The organism is Dyella sp. OK004 (genome assembly GCF_900114495.1).
Lineage (GTDB): Bacteria > Pseudomonadota > Gammaproteobacteria > Xanthomonadales > Rhodanobacteraceae > Dyella_D.
In genome coordinates this window covers 508,853-530,916 of sequence record NZ_FOZI01000002.1, presented here as the reverse complement: position 1 = coordinate 530,916, position 22,064 = coordinate 508,853, and the positions used below count along the sequence as shown (strand labels likewise).

The following is a 22,064-nucleotide window of genomic DNA, read 5'->3' as shown; positions in this document are numbered from 1 at the left end:
GAGGTTTTGTTGGAATTCACATAAGCGCATAGAAGCGCCCGAAGCCCCCCGCTGGAGAGGTCGCGATGACCAAGTTGTTTTTCCCCGCGCTGGTGCTGAGTCTCGCAGCCGCCAGCGTCGGTGCGCAGGATGCGCGTTACCCTAATGACGACAATACCCACTACGGCTGGGCCGATGTGCTGCGCGTGGACCCGGTCTACGGCGTCTCGCGCACCGAAGTGCCACGCCAGGAGTGCTACGACCAGCAAGTGGTGCGCCGCGACCCGGGCACCGGCAGCGCGGCTGGCACCATCCTGGGCGCCGTAGTCGGTGGCGTGCTGGGCAGCACGGTCGGCAAGGGCGACGGGCGCAAGGCGGCTACGGTGGCCGGCGCGGTGGCCGGCGGTGCCGTAGGCAATAGCGTGTCGCGCAGCGGTGGTGGTGAATACGAATCCACCGAAACGCGCTGCCGTCAGGTGGCTGCCGTCAGCGAACAGCGACGCATCATGGGCTATGACGTGGAATACCGTTATCGCGGCGAGGTTTACGTGTCGCGGCTGAACTACGACCCGGGCGAGCGCCTGCGTGTACGGGTCAGCGTGGCCCCGGCCGACTGAGCCGGACCTGTCGTGGGGAGTCCAACCCGCCGCCGCCTTCGGGCGGCGGTTCTTTTTGCGCGGAGCGCATGTTGCATGGCAGCGGAAATCCCGTCATGATGCGCGCTCACCTGTCCGGAAACCTCATGTCCGCAGCCGTCTATACCGCTACCGTACTCACCAGCGCCCGCATGGCCGCTGGCATGACGTCGCGTGCGCGCCGACCGCTGGTCCGACATTCGGCCGGGTAGGCTGTCGCACGCATTTCATGTGTATCGACGACAAAGACCCGGCCATCGCGCCGGGTTTTTTTGTTTTTGATTTCCGGGTTTTGATTTCAGATGTTCGGTTGGACCGGCCTGGCCGGGTAGCTATCCCGCAGATGCCCACCACATGAGTGGCGGTGTGCTCGCAGGGCTCAACATTTCGAATTGGACTACAAAGGCACCACGTCATGACGCTTCGCCATTTCCTCACCACCCAGGATTACAGCCGCGCCGAGATCGATGGTCTGCTGGCACAGGCAGCTGAGTTCAAGCGCTCGCCGCGCGGCCAGCAGCTGGCCGGCAAATCGGTGGCGCTGCTGTTCTTCAATCCCTCCATGCGCACGCGCACTAGCTTTGAACTCGGCGCCTTCCATCTCGGCGGCCACGCCATCGTGCTGGCACCCGGCAAGGACGCATGGCCGATCGAGTTCGAAGTGGGCAGCGTGATGGACGGCGATACCGAAGAGCACATCGCCGAAGTGGCGCGCGTGCTGAGCCGCTACGTCGACCTGATCGCTGTGCGCGCCTTCCCCAAATTTCAGGACTGGTCGGTGGACCGCGAGGACAAGGTGATCAAGGCCTTCGCCCAGTACGCGACGGTGCCGGTGATCAACATGGAAACCATCACTCACCCCTGCCAGGAGCTGGCCCACGCGCTGGCGATGAAGGAACACCTGGGCGATCTGCAAAACAAGAAATACGTGCTGACCTGGACCTATCACCCCAAGCCGCTCAACACTGCGGTCGCCAATTCGGCCCTGCTGATCGCCACCAAGCTCGGCATGGACGTGACGTTGCTATGTCCCACGCCCGACTACGTACTGGACGAGCGCTACATGGCCTACGGCTACCAGAACGCCAAAGAGAACGGCGGCTCGCTCAAAATCAGCCACAACATCGAGGAAGCCTATAGCGGCGCCGACGTGGTCTACGCCAAGAGTTGGGGCGCGCTGCCGTTCTTCGGCCGCTGGGAGCAGGAGAAGCCGATCCGCGATGCGCACAAGCACTTCATCGTCGACGAACAGAAGATGGCGCTGACCAACAACGGTCTCTTCAGTCATTGCCTGCCGCTGCGCCGGAACATCAAGGCCACCGATGCGGTGATGGATTCGCCCGCCTGCATCGCCATTGATGAAGCCGAAAACCGCTTGCACGTACAGAAGGCAGTGATGGCCTCGCTCATCAACCAGCGCTGAGCGGGACGGAACCCGTCGCATGTACATGCCCCGGTCATTCAAGGAAACACGCAGCGATGCCTTGCAGGCGTTGATGCGTGACTATCCGTTCGCCACGGTGGTGACTGCCGCTTCAGCCGGCCTTGCCGCCAATCATCTGCCGCTGGAGCTGATAAGCGAGTCGACGCTGCATGGTCACGTGGCGCGCGGCAACGAGCTGGCCCAGGCCGACGGAGCCGAAGTGCTGGTGATCTTCCAGGGGCCGGATGCTTACGTCAGCCCCAACTGGTATCCGAGCAAGCATGAGACCGGCCGCGAAGTACCCACGTGGAATTACGCCGTCGTGCATGTCCACGGCCGTCTCCGCGTCGTCGAAGACAGCGACTGGTTGCTCGCGCTGCTGCACCGGCTGACCGACCATCACGAAGCGGGGCAAGCACAACCCTGGCGCGTGACCGACGCACCGGCGGACCACACCGGCAAACTGTTGAAAGCCATCGTCGGGCTCGAAATCACCATCGACCGCATCGAAGGCAAGTTCAAGCTCAGCCAGAACCATCCGGCGGGCAATCGCGCCGGTGTCGTCGACGGTCTGCGTGAGCGCGCACACCGGCATGACCACGATCTTGCCAAGCTGATGATCCAGACCAAGGAACTCCCCGATGGCGCATGACCAGCATCGCTATACCGTCGAAGTCGTGTGGACCGGCAACCACGGTACCGGCACTCGCACCTATCAGGGCTACGGCCGCGAACACGAGGTTCGCATCGCCGGCAAACCGGTGATCGCCGGCTCGTCTGATGCCGCATTTCGCGGTGACGGTAGCAAGCACAACCCGGAAGACATGCTGGTGGCCTCGTTATCGAGCTGCCATATGCTGTGGTATCTGCATCTCGCCGCCGTCGCAGGTGTAGTGGTGACCGACTACGTCGATCAGGCGGAAGGCCTGCTGGTGGTCGACGACAAGGGTGGCCGCTTTACCGAAGTCGTATTGCGTCCGCTGGTGACTGTTACCGCAGAAAGCGATGCCGCCAAGGCAGCCGCCGTGCATGAAGACGCGCACCACGCCTGCTTCATCGCCAACTCCATGAATTTCCCGGTGCGCTGCGAACCGCGCATCGTCACTGCATCCGCCTGACCTTTCACTCATTCCAGGATTTCGCAAGCCATGAGCAAAGATATCGTTCTCGCCTTCTCCGGTGGCCTCGACACCAGTTTCTGCGTGCCCTATCTGAAGGAACGCGGCTGGGCCGTGCACACCGTGTTCGCCGATACCGGCGGCGTGGATGCCGAGGAGCGCGCTTACATTGAAGCGCGTGCGAAGGAGCTGGGCGTGGCGAGCCATGTCACCGTGGACGGCGGCCCGGCGATCTGGGAAGGCTTCGTGAAGCCGTTCGTGCAGGCCGGCGAGGGCTATCAGGGTCAGTACCCGCTGCTGGTCTCGGATCGTTACCTGATCGTCGATGCCGCGATCAAGCGTGCCGCCGAGCTGGGCACCAAGGCTATCGCGCATGGCTGCACCGGCATGGGCAACGACCAGGTGCGTTTCGATCTGGCGGTCAAGGCGTTGGGCGACTACGAGATCGTGGCACCGATCCGCGAGATCCAGAAAGAACACACGCAGACCCGCGCCTATGAGCAGGCCTATCTGGAAGAGCGCGGTTTCGACGTGCGCGCCAAGCAGAAGAGCTACACCATCAACGAGAACCTGCTGGGTGTGACGCTCTCCGGCGGCGAGATCGATCATTGGAAAACCCCGGGCGAAGGCGCGCGCGGCTGGTGCAAGCCACGTGCCGAATGGCCGTCCGAAAAGCTCACCGTGACCCTGGGTTTCGAGAAGGGCGAGGCCGTGTCGCTCAACGGCCAGAAGCTGCCCGGCGCCAAGCTGCTGGCCAAGCTCAACGAGCTGTTCGCGCCCTATGGCGTGGGTCGCGGCATGTATACCGGCGACACCACCATCGGCCTGAAGGGCCGCATCGTGTATGAAGCCCCGGGCCTGATCTCGCTGCTCGCCGCACACCGCGCGCTGGAAGAAGCCGTGCTGAGCAAGCAGCAGAACCGCTTCAAGCCGGAAGTGGCGCGCAAGTGGGTGGAGGTGGTCTACGAGGGCTTCTTCCACGACCCGATCAAGACCGACCTCGAAGCCTACCTCGCTTCCAGCCAGAGCTGCGTCAACGGCGAAGTGGTGCTGGAAACGTCGGGTGCGCAGGTCACCGCCGTGGAAATCCGCTCGCCGCACATCCTCAATGCCAAGGGAGCCACCTACGCGCAGTCCGCCGACTGGGGCGTGGAAGAGGCCGAGGGCTTCATCAAGCTGTTCGGCATGAGCAGCACGCTGTGGGCTGAAATCAACCGCAGCGGCAAAGCCTGAGAGGCGGCGCGGCGATGAGCGGCGACTTGCGCATCAGCACGGAGCGGAGCGAACTCGATCTCGCCCTGATCCACCATTTCCTTTCCACCCACACCTACTGGGCCAAGGGGATTTCGCAGGAGCGGGTGCGCAAATCGATCGAACACTCACTGTGCTTCGGTGGCTTTGTCGACAAGGCTCAGGTGGCGTTCGCACGGGTCATTTCCGACTTCGCCACCTTTGCCAACCTGGTCGACGTATTCGTGCTTCCCGAATACCGCGGCCATAGCTATGGCAAGCAGATGGTGCAAGCGGTGCTGGATCACCCTGAGTTGCAAGGGCTGCGCCGCTTCACCCTCGCCACTGGCGACGCACACGAACTGTATGCTCGCCACGGTTTCACCTCGCCGCAGCGACCGGAGACGCTGATGGAAATCTACAAGCCGGACGTCTACGCGTCCGCGATCCGACGATGACAACTTCGACTACGCCATCCCACAGACGGACCTCATGAGCGCACTACTCGACGAAACTCTTAAGCATCTTCGGGCCCTGGTTGGCTTCGACACGCGCAACCCGCCGCGCGAAATCAGTACGGGCGGCATCTTCGATTACCTGCGCGAACACTTGCAGGGATTCGAGGTGACGGTGACCGACTTCGGTGCCGGCGCAGTGAATCTCTACGCAGTGCGCGGCAAGCCGAAGTATCTGTTCAACGTGCATATGGACACCGTGCCGGATTCGCCGCACTGGACCGCCGACCCGCACACCCTGCGTGTCGAAGGCGATCGCGCCATCGGCCTGGGTGCGTGTGACATCAAGGGTGCGGCGGCCGCGCTGGTCGCGGTGGCCAATGCCACCAAGGGCGACATGGCGCTGCTGCTGTCGACCGACGAAGAGGCCAACGATGCGCGCTGCATCGACGGCTTCCTCAAAGACAAGCCGGTCTATGAGGCCGTGATCGTGGCCGAGCCGACCAAGGGTGAGGCGGTGCTGGCGCATCGCGGCATCCATTCGGTGCAGATGCGCTTCACCGGCAAAGCCGGCCATGCCTCCGGCGAGCAGAAGGCGTCGGACAGCGCGCTGCATCAGGCGGTGCGCTGGGGTACGGCGGCACTGGATTTCGTGAAGGCACAGTCGCACGAGCGTTTTGGGGGCCTGACCGGCCTGCGTTTCAACATCGGCAAGATCGAGGGCGGCATCAAGGCCAACGTGATCGCACCGACCGCTGACGTACGCTTCGGTTTCCGTCCGCTGCCGTCGATGGACGCCGACCAGATGCTGGAAACCTTCCGCACCCTGGTCGAACCCCACCCGGTGGAATACGGCGAAACCTTCCGCGGCGATTCGCTGCCAGCGGGCGACACCGCTACGGCGGAAACGCGCCGACTGGCTGCGCGCGATCTGGCCGACGAACTGAACATCCCGGTCGGCAATGCCGTGAATTTCTGGACGGAAGCCGCGCTGTTCTCCGCCGCCGGCTACATCTCCTTCGTCTACGGCCCCGGCGACATCGCTCAAGCACACAGCGCCGATGAGTGGGTGGCGCTGGACCAGCTCGACCATTACGCACAAACCATTTACCGGATCATTGACCGTGGAAGCGCATAAGCACACCCGCAAGACCATTGTTCGACTGCTGTCGAGCATGGGCAGCGCGAAGGAAATTCAGCAATACCTCAAGCGTTTTTCGCAGCTGGACGCGAAGCGCTTTGCCGTGGTCAAGGTCGGTGGAGCGGTGCTGCGCGACGATCTGCCGGCGCTGACGTCGTCGCTGACTTTCCTGCAGCAGGTTGGCCTGACGCCGATCGTGCTGCACGGTGCCGGTCCGCAGCTGGACGAAGAGTTGTCGGCAGCTGGCATCGAGAAACAGACCGTCAACGGCTTGCGCGTAACCTCGCCGCGGGCGCTCGCCATCGTGCGCAAGGTGTTCCAGGAGCAGAACCTGCGCCTGGTGGAAGCGCTGCAATCGATGGATACCCGTGCCACCTCGGTGCCGTCGGGCGTATTCACTTCCAATTATCTGGATCGTGACGTCTACGGCCTGGTCGGCAAGGTCAGCAGCATCAATCTTGCGCCGATCGAGGCCAGCTTGCGTGCCGGTTCCATCCCGGTCATCGCCAGCCTGGGCGAGACTGAGGAAGGGCAGATCCTCAACATCAACGCCGACTTCGCCGCCAACGAACTGGTGCGCGTGCTGCAGCCGTACAAGATCGTGTTCCTCACCGGTACCGGCGGTCTGCTGGATGATCAGGGCAAGGTGATCGATTCGATCAACCTCAGCACCGAGTACGACCACCTGATGGCGCAGCCGTGGATCAACGGCGGCATGCGCGTGAAGATCGAACAGATCGCCGACCTGCTGTCGAGCCTGCCGCTGACCTCGTCGGTATCGATCACGCGGCCGGCCGAGCTGGCCAAGGAACTGTTCACCCACAAGGGCTCCGGCACTCTGGTGCGTCGTGGCGAAAAGGTGCTGCGCTTCGAATCGTGGGACGGTATCGACCAGGCCCGCATGCGCGAACTGATCGAATCCAGCTTTGGCCGTGCGGTGGTGCCTGACTATTTCGAGCGCACTAAGCCCTATCGCATCTATGTCAGCGAGAACTATCGCGCCGCGATGATTCTGACCAAGGACGAAGGCCTGGCCTACCTCGACAAGTTCGCGGTGCTGGATGACGCGCAGGGCGAAGGCCTTGGCCGTGCAGTGTGGCAGGTGATGCGCGAAGAGAATCCGCAGCTGTTCTGGCGCTCGCGCCATGGCAACCAGGTCAACATCTTCTACTACGCCGAATCCGATGGCTGCTTCAAGCAGGAGCGCTGGAAGGTGTTCTGGTACGGCCTGAAGGATTTCGCAGAGATCGAACGCTGCGTGGCGCACTGCTCCACCCGTCCGGCGACCCTGGTGGACTGACCCTATGAACACATCCAAGAAAACCATCGGCATCGTCGGCGCACGCGGCCATACCGGTGCTGAGCTGATTCGCCTGATCGCGGCGCATCCGGCGCTGGAACTGATCTTCGTGTCCTCGCGCGAGCTGGACGGGCAGCGCGTAGCCGATCATATCGACGGCTACGCCAGCGAGCTGCGCTACGCGAACCTCGACCCGGCGGACGTCGCCGCGCAAGGTGCCGATGTGGTGATCCTCGCCTTGCCGAACGGCAAGGCGGCGGCTTATGTCGAGGCGCTGGATGCGGCAAAGCCGGACACGCTGATCCTCGACCTGTCAGCCGACTATCGCTTCGATGAGCGTTGGTATTACGGCCTGCCGGAGTTGACCCGCGACAAGTGGCGCGGCGAGAAGCGCATCAGCAATCCCGGTTGCTATGCCACCGCCGTGCAGCTTTCCATCGCTCCCTTGAAGGATCTTCTCGCTGCGCCGCCGGTGAGTTTCGGCGTATCGGGCTACTCCGGCGCCGGTACCACGCCGTCGGACAAGAACGATCCCGAGAAGCTGCGCGATAATCTGATGCCGTATTCGCTTACCGGGCACATGCATGAGAAGGAAGCGAGCCGCCATCTCGGTCTGCCGGTGGAGTTCATGCCGCACGTGGCACCGCATTTCCGTGGCCTTACGGTGACCACCAACCTGTATCTGGTTCGCCCCATCAAGCGCGAAGACATCCTGGCGCGTTTCCACCACGCCTACGACGGCGAAAAGCTGGTCAAGGTGCTGGACGATGCGCCGTGGGTCAGCCACATCGCTCACAAGCACCACGCCGAAGTCGGCGGCTTTGCGGTGTCGGTGGACGGCAAGCGAGTGGTGGTGGTCGCCACGCTCGACAACCTGCTCAAGGGCGCGGCGACCCAGGCCATCCAGAACATCAATCGCGCGATCGGCGTGGACGAGTACACCGCGATTCCGCTCTGAGCCCAGCGGCTTGCTCGTTACTCACTCCGCCATTCGCTACTAGCTTCAACAGGATTCCCCATGACTCAGCCTCTCTGGCAGAAATCCGATATCAAGATCGACGCCCGCATCATGAAGTTTCTGGCTGGCGACGACGTGCTGCTGGATCGCGAGTTCTTCCTGCACGACATCACCGCCAGCAAGGCCCACGTCGAAGGTCTCGCCAATATCGGCGTGGTCAGCACCGACGAGGCGCAGGCACTGAAGCGCGAACTGGATGTGCTGGCGGAGGATTTCCGCAACGGCAGCTTCGTGCTCGACGAACGCTTTGAAGATGGCCATTCGGCGATCGAAGCACGCCTTACCGAACGCCTCGGCGACGCCGGTCGCCGCGTGCACACCGGACGCAGCCGCAACGACCAGATCCTGGTTGCCACCCGCCTATGGCTGAAGGATCGGCTCGCCGCGCTGGAAACGCATTGCCGTGCCATCGCCAGGGTCTGCCTTGAACGTGCTGCGCAGCCGGCAGTGCCGCTGCCGGGTTACACACATCTGCAGCGCGCCGTGGTGTCTTCCACTGGCATGTGGTTCGCCGGTTTTGCCGAGGGATTCATCGACAACGCGTTGCGTGCGCAGCAGACCGCGTTGCTGATCGACGCCAATCCGTTGGGTACCGCGGCCGGCTACGGCGTGAACCTCAAGCTGGATCGCGAGCACACCACGCATGCGCTGGGCTTCGCGCGCATGCAGGTATCGCCGATCTATGCGCAGCTGTCGCGCGGCAAGTTTGAAATGGCCGTGCTGGAAGCCATCGCCGGTGCCTTGCTCGATCTGCGCCGCCTGGCCTGGGATCTCTCGCTGTTCACCACGGCCGAGTTCAACTTCGTGAAGCTGCCGTCGGAGTACACCACCGGCAGCTCGATCATGCCGAACAAGCGCAACCCGGATGTGGTCGAACTGCTGCGTGCCAGCTACGCCAGCGTCGCGGCGGCGCGCACCGAGATCGAACAGCTGTTGTCGCTGCCGTCCGGCTATCAGCGTGACCTGCAGTTCTCCAAGGGCTCGCTGTTCCATGGCTGCCGTCACGGTCTGGCCGCACTCGAACTGGTGCCCGATCTCCTGGCGCGCATGCAGTGGAACGAAGCAGCCATGCGCGCGGCGATCGAGCCGGCGATGTACGCCACTGACGTAGCCATCGAGCAGGCCGCTGCCGGCGTGCCGTTCCGCGACGCGTACCGTGCGGCCGCCGAGACTGCCGCATCGGCGGGCGAAGGGCGCTCGCCCGAAAGCAGCCTCGCCGCACGCGTGTCGCCCGGTTCGGGGCACGACCTGCGGCTGGACGAATTAACCGCGCGGCTGGCCGCGCTCGATCACTGAGGCCATCCATGAATGCCGTCAGCACTGCCAACGCACCGCATTATCTTTGGGGCCAGCAGTGCGACGGCTGGCACCTCCTGCAGGGCGACGACCTCAGTGTGATCGAGGAACGTATGCCGCCAGGCACCGCCGAGGTACGCCATCGCCACGCACGCGCGCGCCAGTTCTTCTATGTGCTGGAAGGCGAGGCGCTGCTGGAGCTGGACGGCGTGGCGCATCGCCTCGGTGCGCGTCATGGCCTGCATGTACCGCCAGGCGCGGCACATCAGATGCGTAACGCATCGGCGAGTGAAGTCCGCTTCATCGTGGTGTCGTCGCCCAAGAGTCACGGCGACCGTGAGGTGGCGGATGGCTGAGTCCTTGCCCGCGCAGGCCTTGCCGAGCTGGCGGCGTGCCGTGCTGAAGGTGGGCAGCAATCTGCTGGCCGCCGACGGCGGTGGCCTCACTGCTCGTCATGCGCGAGCGTTGGCGGAATTCATCGCCAGCAGTCATGCGCAGGGCCGTCAGGTGGTGCTGGTGTCCTCGGGTGCGGTGGCCGCCGGCCGCGCGTTGCTGCGCGAACGAGCGCTGCCCGGCAACGATCTCGCCGCGCGCCAGGCGCTGGCCGCGTTGGGTCAGGCGCCGATGATCGCGCTATGGCAGTCGTTGTCCCAGCGTCCCGTGGCGCAGGTACTGCTGACCCACGACGACCTGCGCCACCGCCGCCGTTATCTCAACGCGCGCGCCACGCTGCGTGAGTTGCTGCTGTTGGACGTGCTGCCGGTGGTCAACGAGAACGATACGGTGGCGGTGGATGAGCTCAAGCTGGGCGATAACGACAATCTCGCCGCGATCGTCGCCGCGCTGGTCGATGCCGATCTGCTGTTGATCGCGTCGGATGTCGATGCGCTCTATAGCGCCGATCCGCGCCGCGATCCGAACGCCATGCCGATCGCTCACGTGCCCGCACTCACACCAGAAGTGATGGCCATGGCCGGCGGCAGCGGCAGCACCGTAGGCACCGGCGGTATGCACACCAAGCTGGAGGCGGCCATCAAGGCCGCCGCCGCGGGTATTCCCACCGTGCTGTTCGATGGCCGCAATGCAGTCACCGCGCAGGCGTTGGCCGAAGGCCAGCTGTACGGCACGCTGTTCGACACGCCCGGCAGTCGCATGCAGGCACGCAAGTACTGGTTGCGGCATGCGCCGGCCGCGCCGGGCCGCATCCGCGTGGATGAAGGCGCGGCCCGCGCGCTGGGAGGTGGTCGCGCCTCGCTGTTGCCCGGTGGCATCGTCGGTACCGAAGGCGAGTTCCATCGCGGCGACATGGTGGAGATCGTCGATGCCGCACAGCGGCCGATCGCCCGTGGTCTATGCCAGTACGGCGTTGCCGAAGTCCGCCGGCTGGCGGGCAAGCACAGCCGCGAGATCGATGCGGTGCTGGGTTATAGCTACGGTGCGGAAGTGGTGCACCGCGACGATCTGGTCGTTTTGACGGAGGCAGGCGCATGAGCGAGATCCGAACCCAGGCCCAGGCCTGCCGCGATGCGGCACTGGCCGTGGCCGAGCTCGACAGTGAAGCCAAGCGCTACTTGCTGCGCGCGATGGCCGACACCTTGCTGGCAGAGAGCAGTGCCGTGCTGGAAGCCAATGCCAGGGACATGGCCGCAGCGCAGGAAAAAGGCCTGCAAGGCGCCATGCTCGATCGCCTGCGACTGGATGCGGATCGCGTCGCCGCCATCGCCGCGGCTTTGCGCGAAGTGGCCGAACTGCCCGATCCGGTGGGCGTGGTAACGCGGCGCGAGACGCGCCCCAATGGCCTGCAGGTAGAGCGCGTGCGCGTACCGCTGGGTGTGGTGGCGATGATTTACGAAGCGCGTCCCAACGTTACCGCCGATGCCGCCGCGTTGTGCTTGATGGCCGGCAACGGGGTGATCCTGCGCGGCGGTTCCGAAGCGGTGCATTCGAATACGGCCATCGCGAAAGTCTTACGTGGCGCACTCGCAGCCAACGGTGTGCCGCAAGCAGCCCTCACGCTCATCACTGATCTGAGTCGCGAGGCCATGGTCGAGCTGCTGCAACTCACCGACATCGTCGACCTGGCGATACCGCGCGGTGGTGAGGGCCTGATCCGTTTTGTTGCCGAACACGCGCGCGTGCCGGTGATCAAGCACTACAAGGGCGTTTGCCATCTCTATGTGGACAGCGCCGCCGATCCCGCGCTTGCGCTGGATCTGCTGGTGGATGGCAAGACCTCGCGCCCCGGCGTGTGCAATGCACTGGAAACGCTGTTGGTGCACAAAGCGATTGCCGCCGAGTTCCTGCCGCGTGCCGCCGATGCGCTTGGCCGGCGGCAAGTCGAACTGCGTGGCTGCGAACGCAGTCGCACGCTGGTGCCGCAGATGAAGCCCGCCGACGAAACCGACTACGCCGCCGAGTACCTCGACCTGATCCTGGCCGTGCGCATCGTCGACGACCTTGATGATGCACTGGCGCATATCCACCGCTACAGCTCTGACCATACCGAGGTCATCGCAACTCGTGACGAGGAAGCTGCGCGTCGCTTCGTGCGCGCGATCCGCTCAGCAGTGGTGATGGTCAACGCCTCTTCGCGTTTTTCCGATGGTGGCGAACTGGGCCTTGGCGCCGAGATCGGCATCTCCACCACACGGCTGCATGCCTATGGACCGATGGGTGCCGAAGCGCTTACGGTCGAGCGCTTCGTAGTGCACGGCGAAGGGCAGGTACGGCATCCACAAAGTCGGGTGGTGGGTTGAGCTATGCACGACACTGACATCAAGCGCCCGGTGCGCGAACAGCTGGATGCCTATAACGCCCGCGATATCGAGCGTTTCATGTCGTGGTGGGCAGACGATTGCCAGTACTACGCGTTTCCCTCGACCCTGCTGGCGGATGGCGCGGCACAGATCCGCGAGAGACATGTCGAGCGCTTCAAGGAGCCGGGCCTGCACGGCCGCCTGATCAAGCGCATGGTCGTCGGCAATATGGTGGTCGATCAGGAAGTGGTGACACGACGTTTCCCGGAAGGACCGGGCGAGGTCGATGTGATCGCGATTTACGAAGTCGAAGCGGACAAGATCGCGCGCGCCTGGTTCAAGCAGGGCACTCCTCGCATCGGCTAGGCGTGCCCGTTTCGCTAGCCGTGGTGAACCCACGCTCGTACCGCTTCGGCGAACGCCAGGCAGTCGGCGAAACGGTTGTACAGCGGCGCCGGCGAAATACGGATCACATCCGGCTCGCGCCAGTCGCCGATGACGCCGTGGTCCATCAGGTACTGGAACAACGCGCGACCGCGTTCGCGTCCGCCGAGCACGCGGATGGAGAGCTGCGAGCCGCGACGCGAAGGTTCGCGCGGCGTGACCACTTCCAGCACGTCGGCCAGCTGGCTGTGTACCAGCCATTCCAGATAGCCAGTGAGGCGTAGCGATTTCTCGCGCAGCTGCGTCATGCCGGCGCGACGGAAAATCTTCAGCGACACGCGCAGCGGCGCCAACGCCAGAATCGGTGGATTGGACAGCTGCCAGCCGTCCGCGCCGGGCGTGGCTTCAAAATGCGGGCCCATCTGGAAGCGCGTGTTCTTGTTATGTCCCCACCAGCCGGCGAAACGGGGCAGGTGGGTATGGGCGTGCCGTTCGTGCACAAAGGCACCGCCGACCGCGCCTGGACCGGCGTTGAGATATTTGTAGCTGCACCAGATGGCGAAATCGGCGCCGCTGTCGTGCAATTGCAGCGGTAGATTGCCCACCGCGTGGGCGAGATCGAAGCCGACCATGCAGCCCTGCTTGTGCGCCAGCGCAGTGATCGCTTCCAGGTCGAACACCTGGCCTGTGCGGTACTGCACGCCGGGGAGCAATACCAAGGCGATGCGCTCGCCGTGTTCCGCCAGCGCGCGCTCGATCGCCGCCATCGAGATAGTGCCGTTCGGCTCGTCGGCCTGCAGCTCGATCAGCGACAGCGCGGGACTGAAACCGTGATAGCGGATCTGCGATTCCACCGCGTAGCGATCGGTGGGAAACGCGCCGGCCTCAATGAGGATGGCGTGCCGATCCGGCGTGGGCCGATAGAAGCTCACCATCATCAGATGCAGATTTACGCCCAGCGTATTCATCGCCACCACTTCGGATGGCAATGCGCCGACGACTTCAGCGAGGTCGTCGCGCACGAACTCGTGATAGTCCATCCACGGCAGACGGCCCTTGAAATGGCCTTCCACCGCCAGCTCGCCCCAGTAGTCCAGCTCCGAACTGATCGCTTCGCGCACGGCGCGCGGCTGCAGGCCCAGCGAGTTGCCGCAGAAGTAGTGGCTGTCGCGGCCTTCATGGGGCGGGATCAGGAATTCGTCGCGGAAGGCGTGCAGCGGGTCGGCGGCATCCTGAGCGCGGGCCCATTCGGCGGTGGCTTGGTACGGGATCGACATCGGAGGCGGATCTCGGATGGGTGTGGGGACAGCTTAGCGGGATTGGGGAGTGGTGGCCGAGACTGGCAATCTTCTCCCTCTCCCTCTCCCTCTTTGGGGAGAGGGCTGGGGTGAGGGGGTGCTCGGTTCGCCGTTTCTACTCCGTCGTCCCTGCGTAGGCAGGGACCCAGTGGCGTTGTCGCTCGGTTGTCGCGTCTGCGTGCTCTGGCTCGCCTGCCGCGGGCTTCCGAACCGCTGCCGCGGTTCGGGTCACTTTCTCTTTGCTGGCCCAAAGAGAAAGTAACCAAAGAGAAATGGCCTGAAAGCAGGCGGTGTGCTCTGTAGCTACACATCTTCCAGTGTCAGACGTTGGGTTGGTTTTCGTTTGTGCCGGATCGTCTTTGTCGTCGGGGAGAGGCCGAAGGCGAAAAGAAAAAAAGCGCACGTGTTGCGTGCGCTTTCTCTGGTGCAGCGAAGGTATGGATTACTTCAGGTGTTCGGCGATCGCATCGCAGCCTTTGTCGAACGCAGCTTTCCACGCCGGGCCGGCCTGGCTTTGCGCCGGGCGTACGCAGCGCAGCTGAATGGCGTGGCCGTCTTTGAACCAGTAGCGCTCGAGGTAGCTGAATTGGGCGCCGTTTTCCTGGGCGGTGTAGGCGGTGCTGTTGGGGCCTTGGGTGTTGCCGGGCTGGTAGCCGCTCAGGCCTTTGGCCTTGGCGGTGAAGCCGTTGATGTATTGCTGGAATTCGTTGACGTCGGCGACTTGTTTCACGGTCACGGTGACGCGAGCGAGGGCGGTGCTGCCGGTGGGGGAGGTGTCGGGGACCTGGAATACGCGCAGTTCGGGGTCGCCCTGGGTTTCCATGATGCCGAGCCAGCTGTCGGGCGTGCTGAAGTGCACGCTGCCGTTGGCCATGGTGATGTCGGTGGCGTGGGTGGTGCCGGCCAGCAGCAGGGCGCCGGCCGCGATGGTGTTGCGCAAAAAGCTCATGCCTGGTCCTGTGCGTGCGTTTTCAGTCGGTGGCGAAACGGTAGCGGGGCAGCCCCAGCCATTCCAGTGCGGTGCCGTGGAACAGGCGCGCGCGCTGGGTGTCGTCCAGGCCCAGGGCCTCGATACCGCTGCCCGGGTGTTGCTCCCCTAGCGGGAAAGGATAATCGGTGCCGAGCATCACGCGGTCGACGCCGGTCACATCCAGCAGATATCGCAGGGCCTGCGGGTCGTGCACGCAGGAGTCGAAGTAGAGTTTTTTCAGGTATTCGCGAGGGTTGCGCGGGTTGTCGGTGGCGACCAGGTCGGGGCGCATGCGGAAGCCGTGCTCGATGCGGCCGATGGTCCACGGAAAACTGCCGCCGCCATGGGCCAGCATCACGCGCAGCTTGGGCAGCCGCTCCAGCACGCCGCCGAAGGCCAGGCAGCAGGCCGCGCGCGATTGCTCGGCCGGCATGCCGACCAGCCAGGGCAGCCAGTATTTCGGCATCTCGGCCGCGCCCATCATGTCCCAGGGGTGGACCAGCACGGCGGCGCCCAGATCGGCGGCGGCTTCGAAGAACGGGAACAGTTCGGGCGCGTCGAGATTCCACTCGTTGCAGTGCGAGCCGACTTGCACGCCTTGCAGGCCGAGTTCGTCGATGCAGCGTTCCAGTTCGCGGATCGCCAGGTCCGGCGACTGCAGCGGCACGGTGCCGATGCCGGCGTAGTGGCGCGGGTAGTCGCGGCACAGACTGGCGGAGTGGTCGTTGAGATGCCGGTGCAGTTCCAGCGCCTGATAACCGGGAGCCCAGTAGGAGAGCAGCACCGGCACGGTGGAGATCACTTGCACGCCGACGCCGAAGCGGGCGTAGTCGTCGATGCGATGCTGGGGATCGAAAGCCGACTCCCACACTTCGCGGAAAAACTTTCCGTCCTTGTAGATCCGGTGGCGTCCGTCGTTATGGATCATCACTGGGAAACGGTCGTTGCCGTATTTGGCCGCAAGATTCGGCCAGTCACGGGGCAGGATGTGCGCGTGGGTATCGATCTTGAGCATGCGGCGAGTGTAGATGGTTCGCGCTCTGGGGCCTTGTCGCGCCGCGGCAAGGGTGGATGCGACATTCCCTCCTACTCGTCATCCCTGCGCAGGCAGGACGAGCGCGTAGCGCGAAGAACGCCCGAATGGGCGGCCCTGAAGGGGTGAGCGAAGCGAATCATCCAGTGGCGTTGTCGCCCGGTTTTAGCGTCTGCGTGCGCTGGCTCGCCTGCCGCGGGCTTCCGAACCGCTGCCGCGGTCCGGGTCACTTTCTCTTTGCTGGCCCAAAGAGAAAGTAACCAAAGAGAAATGGCCTGAGAGCAGGCGGTGTGCTCTGTAGCTGTGCCTTTTCCAGTGTCAGGCGTCGGGATGGTTTTCTTTGGGGGAGTGACGGCCCGCACGGCGGATCTGGAGATCAGGATTAAAAACTAAATCGGTTTCGCTTGACGGCGTTTACGCCGTCGCGGCGGTCTTCTGCCGTTCGCCACGCCCGACGATGTGCGCCAGGGTGTTTACGTTGTCGACGAGGCGGTCGCTGATGCGGCCTAGGAGGTCGGCGGAGCGGCGGTCTTCTGCCATGGCGAGGAGGGAGGCTAGGCTGCGTTGGAGGGCGCGGAGGTCGGGGAGGTCGGTGGGGGATTGGCTGTCGCGCAGGGCGAGGGCGATGGTGTGGAGGGCGGCGGCGGTGTGTTCGACGAAGGCGGAGATTTCGGTTTGCTCGGGGAGTGACTCGTGGTCGTCGAGCAGGGCTTCCAGGGTCATCGCGGTGCGTGCGAGGCGGTTGCCGTTGGCGAACAGGGCGCTGGCGAGATCGAGCAGATGCGCGGGTGTCGCTGGTTCGGCGCGCATGCGATCGAGTGAGGCTTGCGCATTGCTGCGTGCGGTGCGCGCGGCGGTGCGTGCTTCGCGATGGCTGTCGCGGCGATCCGGGCGGGACAGTGCGTGCAGGTAGCCGGCGTAGGCATCGAGCATGTCGGCGAGGGCGGCGCGTGCGCGGCCGCGTTCCCAGGTGGGCCATAGCACGTAGGCGAGCAGGGCCATGCCGCTACCCAGTGCGGTGTTGATCACGCGATCCATCACTGCGTCGCTGGAGTTCACGCCTTCGAAGGAAAGCAGGATCACCACGGTGCCGGTAAGCGCGGCCACCGCGATGCCGTAATGCGCGGTGGCGAGGTAGCGGAACGCCATGCATAGCACCGCCATCAAGGCGAGATGCGCCCACGGTTCGTGCGGTGAAATGTGCAGCAGTGCGGTGGTGAGGATCAGGCCGAGGATGGTGCCGACCACGCGCAGGAAACCGAAGTTGAAGGTGGCGGCGAAGTCGGGGCGAAGCACGATGGCGGCGGTCATCGGCAGCCAATAGCCATGCGGCAGTCCCAGCTGTCGCGCAACCAGCAGGGCGGCGCTGAGGCAGACCGCGCTGCGCACGGCATGACGGAACGCGACCGAATGCGGCGTGAGGTTGGCGCGCAAAGTAGAGAGTGCGGAGTCGCCACGCAGTGCGGTGGGCAGCGGTGTTTCCGCGGCGGAGGCGCGCAGTTCGCCGCGGCTGCCGGCCCAGTTGGCATTACGCACCGCGGCGGCAAGCTGGCCGGAAAGTGCGTGGATGTGCGCACCAAGGCTTTCGTTGCTGCCGTTGCGTCCGAGCAGAGCGTTCTCGCTGGCCTGCAGGGTTTGCAAGGCGCGTTCGGCCTGTTGCGGTGACTCGCCTTCTTCCAGTGCGTCGGCGATAGCCGCCAGCACGCGCGCCGCGTCGCCGCGGAACATGGCGTGCACGGTGGGGTTGGCACGCAGTTCGGCCATGGCGGTGAGTTCGAGGCGGATGCGTTCGGCCAGTTCAAGCAGCACGCAGAACGCTTCCATCGCGCGGCCGCGCGCGTGGTGCCGGCCGAGCAGCGTGTGCTGCAGTGTAGTCATGGCCTCGGTGAGCGCAGGCACGTCGGCATCGTCGTGTGCCTGTTGCCGCGCCAGGCTGGAAAGCCCCCGATACACCGCGGCCAGCGCCTGCCGCTCCGGGCGATAGCGTTGCAGCGGCCACGCAGCTACCGAGAACATCGCCAGCAGCAGACCGCCGGCGAAGATCAGTCCGGCGCCGCTCAGCGCGCCGATCCAAGTAGTCGGCGAGGCGGCAGTGACTACCAGCAGAATCATGCTGGTCATGCCCACCCGGGCGATATCCACCCCGAACACCACCAGCAGGCCGCCGAAGAAACCGAACGCCGCAGTGGCGATCAGCATCGGCACCAGCTGATCGCCGATCAGAAAGCCCAGCAGCGAGGCAAGTCCCGCCGCCAGCGAGGCCAGGAACAGCTGCCACATACGCTGCCGGTAGGGTCCCGGCTGGTCGGAGAACATGGTGTCCAGCGCACCGGCCGCGATACCCAGACCTACGGCCGGGTGGCCGGTCGCCAGCCCGATGCCCAGCGGCAATACGACCGCGGCGGTATTTCGTAGCACTACCCGTGGCGGGACGTCCGGTCGCTTGGCGGTAAGCAGGCTTTCGATGACTGAGGCACGTAGCGAGTAACCGCCGGCGGACATATAGGTTCGTTCACTCCTAAACGATCTTGCGATTCTGCCCGAGTCAGCCTGAAGTTGGCGGGAAAGTTGTGACAGCGCAGACCTTGCTCATTATGGCCTCCGCCAGGAAACCGACGGGCGTGGACTTCCCGACACGTCAATCGCTTAGAGTACACACGGCTGTCCCGGCCGGCTTCGGACGGGCGCCCGCTGTTCCGACTCGTAAAGGGTTTCCATGAAGACAGATCCAAGCAACCTGATCGAGGTGTCGCTCTCGCTGTTCCGTAGCAAGGGTTACCGGCGCACTTCGATGGCTGACATTGGCCGTGCCAGCGGCCTGCTCAAGGGCAGCATCTACCACCACTTCCCCAACAAAGAGCGCCTGTTGATCGAGGTGATCCAGCACGTCATCAGTCTGTTCGAGGACGGCGTGTTCGCCGAGGCGCGGCGTACCGAACTGAGCGAAAAGGTGCGCCTGGACAGGATGGTGGATGCGGTGGAGAGCTATTACATCCAGCACCGGGTGTGCGCCCTGGTGCATCTGTGGCCCGATGCCCTGCAGGAAAGCACGGAGGCCCGGGAAATGATCCAGACCTTCTTTCGCGACTGGCGCGATCTGCTGGCCAGCCTGCTGGAACCGCGCTACGGCCCGGCCGAGGCCGAGCGGCTGGCCACCGACGCCCTGGCGCGGATCGAGGGGGCGGTGATCTGGCTACAGATCGTGGGGGAGGAAAGTGCCCTCAGACAGTGCAGTGAGCAGGTGCGGGGTCTGCTGTAGGAAAAGTTGGCGCTTTACACCTATTCCTATGTCTGGTAGAAAACCAAACGTTTGGTTTTGTGCTGGATGGTGCAGTCAAACGCAAGGGGGGAGTACATCGATGCCTAGCTTGATGTCCGATTTGGATCAGCCCCGCAAGAAGGCGGTCGCGGCGATGCGGGCCAGTATTCCCGACGATGCGTGGCGACGGAACGCAGCCTTTGTCGAAAACCTGCGGCACCTGATTGCGCACCATCCGGTCGCCAGGCATCGCGCCATCGGTGTGCTCAACAGCGGCGCACTCGATCGCGCCACCATGCGCGCGATCCATCTGGAATACCGCCACGCGATCGTGCAGATCTTCACCGACGCACTGCTCGCCGCACAGTTGCAGACCCGCCAGCTGGAACCGCGCCTGCATCCAGGCGCGAAGCTGGCGCCGCGCTTCCTGATTACCTTGAACGATCTGGACGAATTCGGTTTCCGTCCCGGTTTCGATGCCGACGGTTACTACCGCGGCAATCCTTCCTACGCGCATTACCCGTTGTTCGAGCGTGTACTCGACGACTACGGCATTACCGCGCAAGCGCGCCAGTCGTACGTGCCCAGCTCGATAGCGCGCGCCGTGCGCGAATTCCTCGAGCAGAGCTACGGCAATTACCTTGACGTGACGGTACTGCTGGCGGCGGCGGAAGAGGAAGTGATCCTGTTCAGTCCGCCGCTGCGCGAAGCCACGCGCGCGCTCGGCATCAATGTCAACGACGGCTACTACTACGTGCACGGCATCAGCGAGGATGCCAGCGCCGAAGCCGCCGACGACGATCACGAAAACGATTTGTGGCTGATCCTGACCCAGGCGCTCACCCCCGACCAGTATCAGCGCGTGCAGCAGATCTGCATGCGCTACTGCGATTTGTGGGAGCAGTTCTGGACGGCTCAGCTGGAGCGATTACAGACGGCCACGGCCATGCCCGGACATGTCATGGGCTATGCGGAAGCGGTCTAGTTTTGGGTGAAGGAGGGAGACCCATGGAATGGGTTTCCCGACAGTGCATGGACGTGCTGGGCATAAGGATGCGCCGTGCTGATCAGCGCGCCGGGCGGGATCAGCAGGTTGCGAGTCCGGCACATGATGTGCCGGGCTCGCTCACCTCAAGCCATCGCAGCGATGGTTTCCGGCAGGGATGGCGTTTTGCGGTTTGAACGCGGGCGCTAAAGCGTCCGAAGCCCCGGCGACGGGGACGGTTTTGCCCCTTACTTTCCTGGTGATGTCCAACTTACGCCCGTGAGCCCCACGGGCTTTTTTTTCGATGGCTGATGGCGATCAGGCGCGGCCGGCGAACTCGCCGGTCAGCGTGTTCACCCACACCTTCTCGTCGTTGGTGACGTATTCCGGCACCTGGATTTCCACGCCGGTATTGAGCTTGGCCGGCTTGGTGCGCTTGGTGGCGCTGGCCCCCTTCAGTTCCGGCGCGGTATCCACCACGGTCAGCACCACGCTGGTGGGCACCTGCAGGCCGACCGGCGCGTCGTCGATCAGTTGCACGTAAAAGCCTTCCACACTCTCGACGATGTAGCCGGCGTTGTCGCCAACCAGTTCTGGCGACAGCAGGTACTGGGTGTAGTCCTCGGCATCCATGAACACGAACGCTTCGCCGTCCATGTACGAGAAGTTGGCCGCGCGGCGCACCAGATCCATTTCCTTCAGGTCGTCGTCGGCACGCAGGCTCAGGTCGAACTTGCGAGCGCCGGGGATCGAATACAGCGTGAAACGGAAGGTGACATTGCCGCCACGCGCCGTCGGCGAGCTGCGCTCGATATCGCGCACCTGGTACACGATGCCTTCGTGTTCGATTACGTTGCCTTTCTTGACGTCGGAAGCTTTCATGGATGCGAAACCGGATGAGTGGGAGTTTCAGGTTCGTCACTCCGGCCAGCGCCGGAATGACGGCAATGATGGGGGTTACTTCGGCTGTAGCCGCACCGCACCGTCAAGGCGAATGGTTTCGCCATTGATATAGCGGTTGCCCAGGATAAACGCGACGGTGGACGCGTATTCCTCCGGCTTGCCCAGGCGCGACGGGAACGGAATCGAGGCCGACAACGACTCCTGCACCTGCGGCGGCATGTTGTCCACCATCGGTGTCCAGAAAATGCCCGGTGCGATGGTCGCCACGCGGATGCCGAAGCGCGACAGCTCGCGTGCCATCGGCAGGGTCATGCCCACCACGCCGCCCTTGGAAGCGGAGTAGGCGGCCTGACCGATCTGGCCTTCGTAGGCGGCGACGCTGGCGGTGTTGATAATCACGCCGCGCTCGCCGTCTTCGCCTGCCTCGTTGTTCTGCATCAGGGCCGCGCCAGCCTTGGCCACGTTGAAGCTGCCCACCAGGTTCACCATCACGGTGGTGGCGAAGGTATTCAGCGGCATCGGGCCTTCCTTGCCCAGCACGCGGCCGGCGCCGAGGATGCCCGCGCAGTTGATCACCACGTTCAAGCCATCCATCGCTTCGCGCGCGGCGGCGACATTCGCCGTCACGCCTTCCTCCGAGGTCACGTCAGTGCGGAAGAAGCGGGCGCTGGCGCCCAATGCCTTGGCAGCTTCCTGGCCCTTCTCTTCGTTGACGTCGAACAGCGCCACCTGGCCGCCATTGGCGACAAAGTGCTGCGCCACCGCGTGGCCGAGACCGGAGGCGCCGCCGGTGATGATCGCCTTGACCTGAGAGAGCTGCATGAAACGTCCTCGGAATGCCGAAAAGCGAAATGGTAGCCGAGGAGGGTGGCGGCACGCTC

General features: G+C 64.1%; 23 protein-coding genes. 17 read left to right on the top strand and 6 right to left on the bottom strand.

The window, feature by feature from the left end; all coding sequences use genetic code 11:
- Positions 1 to 65 precede the first annotated feature (65 nt).
- The 14 genes from BM338_RS09065 to BM338_RS09000 all read left to right on the top strand — a co-directional run bounded on the left by BM338_RS09065 (position 66) and on the right by BM338_RS09000 (position 12,717).
- Positions 66 to 596 carry a glycine zipper 2TM domain-containing protein gene (locus BM338_RS09065; RefSeq protein WP_090450564.1) on the top strand — a complete coding sequence of 177 codons (531 nt, stop codon included), beginning with the start codon at positions 66 to 68 and terminating at the stop codon, positions 594 to 596.
- 433 nt (positions 597 to 1,029) lie between these two features.
- On the top strand, positions 1,030 to 2,037 hold the full coding sequence (locus tag BM338_RS09060; RefSeq protein WP_090450563.1) for an N-acetylornithine carbamoyltransferase: 1,008 nt from the start codon (positions 1,030 to 1,032) through the stop codon (positions 2,035 to 2,037).
- Positions 2,038 to 2,056: 19 nt separating this feature from the next.
- On the top strand, positions 2,057 to 2,689 hold the full coding sequence (locus BM338_RS09055; protein WP_090450562.1) for an FMN-binding negative transcriptional regulator: 633 nt from the start codon (positions 2,057 to 2,059) through the stop codon (positions 2,687 to 2,689).
- Positions 2,679 to 3,155 carry an OsmC family protein gene (locus tag BM338_RS09050; RefSeq protein ID WP_090450561.1) on the top strand — a complete coding sequence of 159 codons (477 nt, stop codon included), beginning with the start codon at positions 2,679 to 2,681 and terminating at the stop codon, positions 3,153 to 3,155. The genes BM338_RS09055 and BM338_RS09050 overlap by 11 nt, the downstream gene beginning before the upstream one ends.
- Positions 3,156 to 3,185: 30 nt before the next feature.
- Positions 3,186 to 4,388 carry an argininosuccinate synthase gene (locus BM338_RS09045; RefSeq protein WP_090450560.1) on the top strand — a complete coding sequence of 401 codons (1,203 nt, stop codon included), beginning with the start codon at positions 3,186 to 3,188 and terminating at the stop codon, positions 4,386 to 4,388.
- Positions 4,389 to 4,402: 14 nt separating this feature from the next.
- Positions 4,403 to 4,843, top strand: a complete 441-nt coding sequence (locus BM338_RS09040) for a GNAT family N-acetyltransferase (RefSeq protein WP_090450559.1) — start codon at positions 4,403 to 4,405, stop codon at positions 4,841 to 4,843.
- 34 nt (positions 4,844 to 4,877) lie between these two features.
- On the top strand, positions 4,878 to 5,978 hold the full coding sequence (locus tag BM338_RS09035) for an acetylornithine deacetylase (protein ID WP_090450558.1): 1,101 nt from the start codon (positions 4,878 to 4,880) through the stop codon (positions 5,976 to 5,978).
- Between the two features lie 37 nt (positions 5,979 to 6,015).
- The gene (locus tag BM338_RS09030) at positions 6,016 to 7,281 is read left to right on the top strand and encodes an acetylglutamate kinase (protein ID WP_255367289.1); all 1,266 of its coding nucleotides are present in this window, start codon (positions 6,016 to 6,018) and stop codon (positions 7,279 to 7,281) included.
- 4 nt (positions 7,282 to 7,285) lie between these two features.
- On the top strand, positions 7,286 to 8,239 hold the full coding sequence (gene argC / locus BM338_RS09025; RefSeq protein WP_090450556.1) for an N-acetyl-gamma-glutamyl-phosphate reductase: 954 nt from the start codon (positions 7,286 to 7,288) through the stop codon (positions 8,237 to 8,239).
- A gap of 60 nt (positions 8,240 to 8,299) precedes the next feature.
- The gene (gene argH / locus BM338_RS09020) at positions 8,300 to 9,595 is read left to right on the top strand and encodes an argininosuccinate lyase (protein WP_090450555.1); all 1,296 of its coding nucleotides are present in this window, start codon (positions 8,300 to 8,302) and stop codon (positions 9,593 to 9,595) included.
- An 8-nt stretch (positions 9,596 to 9,603) separates the two neighbouring features.
- A complete protein-coding gene (locus BM338_RS09015) occupies positions 9,604 to 9,951 on the top strand; it encodes a cupin domain-containing protein (RefSeq protein ID WP_090450554.1) in 348 nt (115 codons plus the stop codon).
- On the top strand, positions 9,944 to 11,086 hold the full coding sequence (gene proB, locus BM338_RS09010; protein ID WP_090450553.1) for a glutamate 5-kinase: 1,143 nt from the start codon (positions 9,944 to 9,946) through the stop codon (positions 11,084 to 11,086). The genes BM338_RS09015 and proB overlap by 8 nt, the downstream gene beginning before the upstream one ends.
- Positions 11,083 to 12,351: a glutamate-5-semialdehyde dehydrogenase gene (locus BM338_RS09005; protein ID WP_090450552.1), complete on the top strand. Its 1,269-nt coding sequence runs from the start codon at positions 11,083 to 11,085 to the stop codon at positions 12,349 to 12,351. The genes proB and BM338_RS09005 overlap by 4 nt, the downstream gene beginning before the upstream one ends.
- A gap of 3 nt (positions 12,352 to 12,354) precedes the next feature.
- Positions 12,355 to 12,717 (top strand): nuclear transport factor 2 family protein, encoded by a 363-nt coding sequence (locus tag BM338_RS09000; RefSeq protein ID WP_090450551.1) that lies wholly within the window; start codon positions 12,355 to 12,357, stop codon positions 12,715 to 12,717.
- Between the two features lie 14 nt (positions 12,718 to 12,731).
- Here the strand turns inward: BM338_RS09000 and kynU are convergent, their stop codons facing one another.
- From kynU to BM338_RS08980, 4 genes are all read right to left on the bottom strand, one after another.
- Positions 12,732 to 14,012, bottom strand: coding sequence for a kynureninase (kynU, locus tag BM338_RS08995; RefSeq protein ID WP_090450550.1), 1,281 nt, complete (start codon positions 14,010 to 14,012; stop codon positions 12,732 to 12,734).
- A 463-nt stretch (positions 14,013 to 14,475) separates the two neighbouring features.
- Positions 14,476 to 14,982, bottom strand: a complete 507-nt coding sequence (locus BM338_RS08990; RefSeq protein WP_090450549.1) for a hypothetical protein — start codon at positions 14,980 to 14,982, stop codon at positions 14,476 to 14,478.
- A 22-nt stretch (positions 14,983 to 15,004) separates the two neighbouring features.
- A complete protein-coding gene (locus BM338_RS08985; RefSeq protein ID WP_090450548.1) occupies positions 15,005 to 16,018 on the bottom strand; it encodes an amidohydrolase family protein in 1,014 nt (337 codons plus the stop codon).
- A 432-nt stretch (positions 16,019 to 16,450) separates the two neighbouring features.
- A complete protein-coding gene (locus BM338_RS08980) occupies positions 16,451 to 18,538 on the bottom strand; it encodes an FUSC family protein (RefSeq protein WP_090450547.1) in 2,088 nt (695 codons plus the stop codon).
- Between the two features lie 214 nt (positions 18,539 to 18,752).
- Here BM338_RS08980 and BM338_RS08975 point away from each other — a divergent pair, with 214 nt between their 5' ends.
- The 3 genes from BM338_RS08975 (at position 18,753) to BM338_RS21600 (ending at position 20,477) form a co-directional block, all read left to right on the top strand.
- Positions 18,753 to 19,295 (top strand): TetR/AcrR family transcriptional regulator, encoded by a 543-nt coding sequence (locus tag BM338_RS08975; protein ID WP_090450546.1) that lies wholly within the window; start codon positions 18,753 to 18,755, stop codon positions 19,293 to 19,295.
- Between the two features lie 112 nt (positions 19,296 to 19,407).
- Positions 19,408 to 20,280 carry a thiaminase II/PqqC family protein gene (locus BM338_RS08970; RefSeq protein WP_218156322.1) on the top strand — a complete coding sequence of 291 codons (873 nt, stop codon included), beginning with the start codon at positions 19,408 to 19,410 and terminating at the stop codon, positions 20,278 to 20,280.
- A gap of 23 nt (positions 20,281 to 20,303) precedes the next feature.
- Entirely contained in the window at positions 20,304 to 20,477 is a 174-nt protein-coding gene (locus BM338_RS21600) for a hypothetical protein (protein WP_177229279.1), read from the top strand.
- A gap of 121 nt (positions 20,478 to 20,598) precedes the next feature.
- Here BM338_RS21600 and yeiP read toward each other — a convergent pair whose 3' ends face one another.
- Both yeiP and BM338_RS08960 read right to left on the bottom strand, forming a co-directional pair.
- Positions 20,599 to 21,162: an elongation factor P-like protein EfpL gene (gene yeiP / locus BM338_RS08965; protein ID WP_090450544.1), complete on the bottom strand. Its 564-nt coding sequence runs from the start codon at positions 21,160 to 21,162 to the stop codon at positions 20,599 to 20,601.
- A gap of 75 nt (positions 21,163 to 21,237) precedes the next feature.
- Entirely contained in the window at positions 21,238 to 22,005 is a 768-nt protein-coding gene (locus tag BM338_RS08960; RefSeq protein WP_090450543.1) for an SDR family NAD(P)-dependent oxidoreductase, read from the bottom strand.
- Positions 22,006 to 22,064 lie beyond the last annotated feature (59 nt).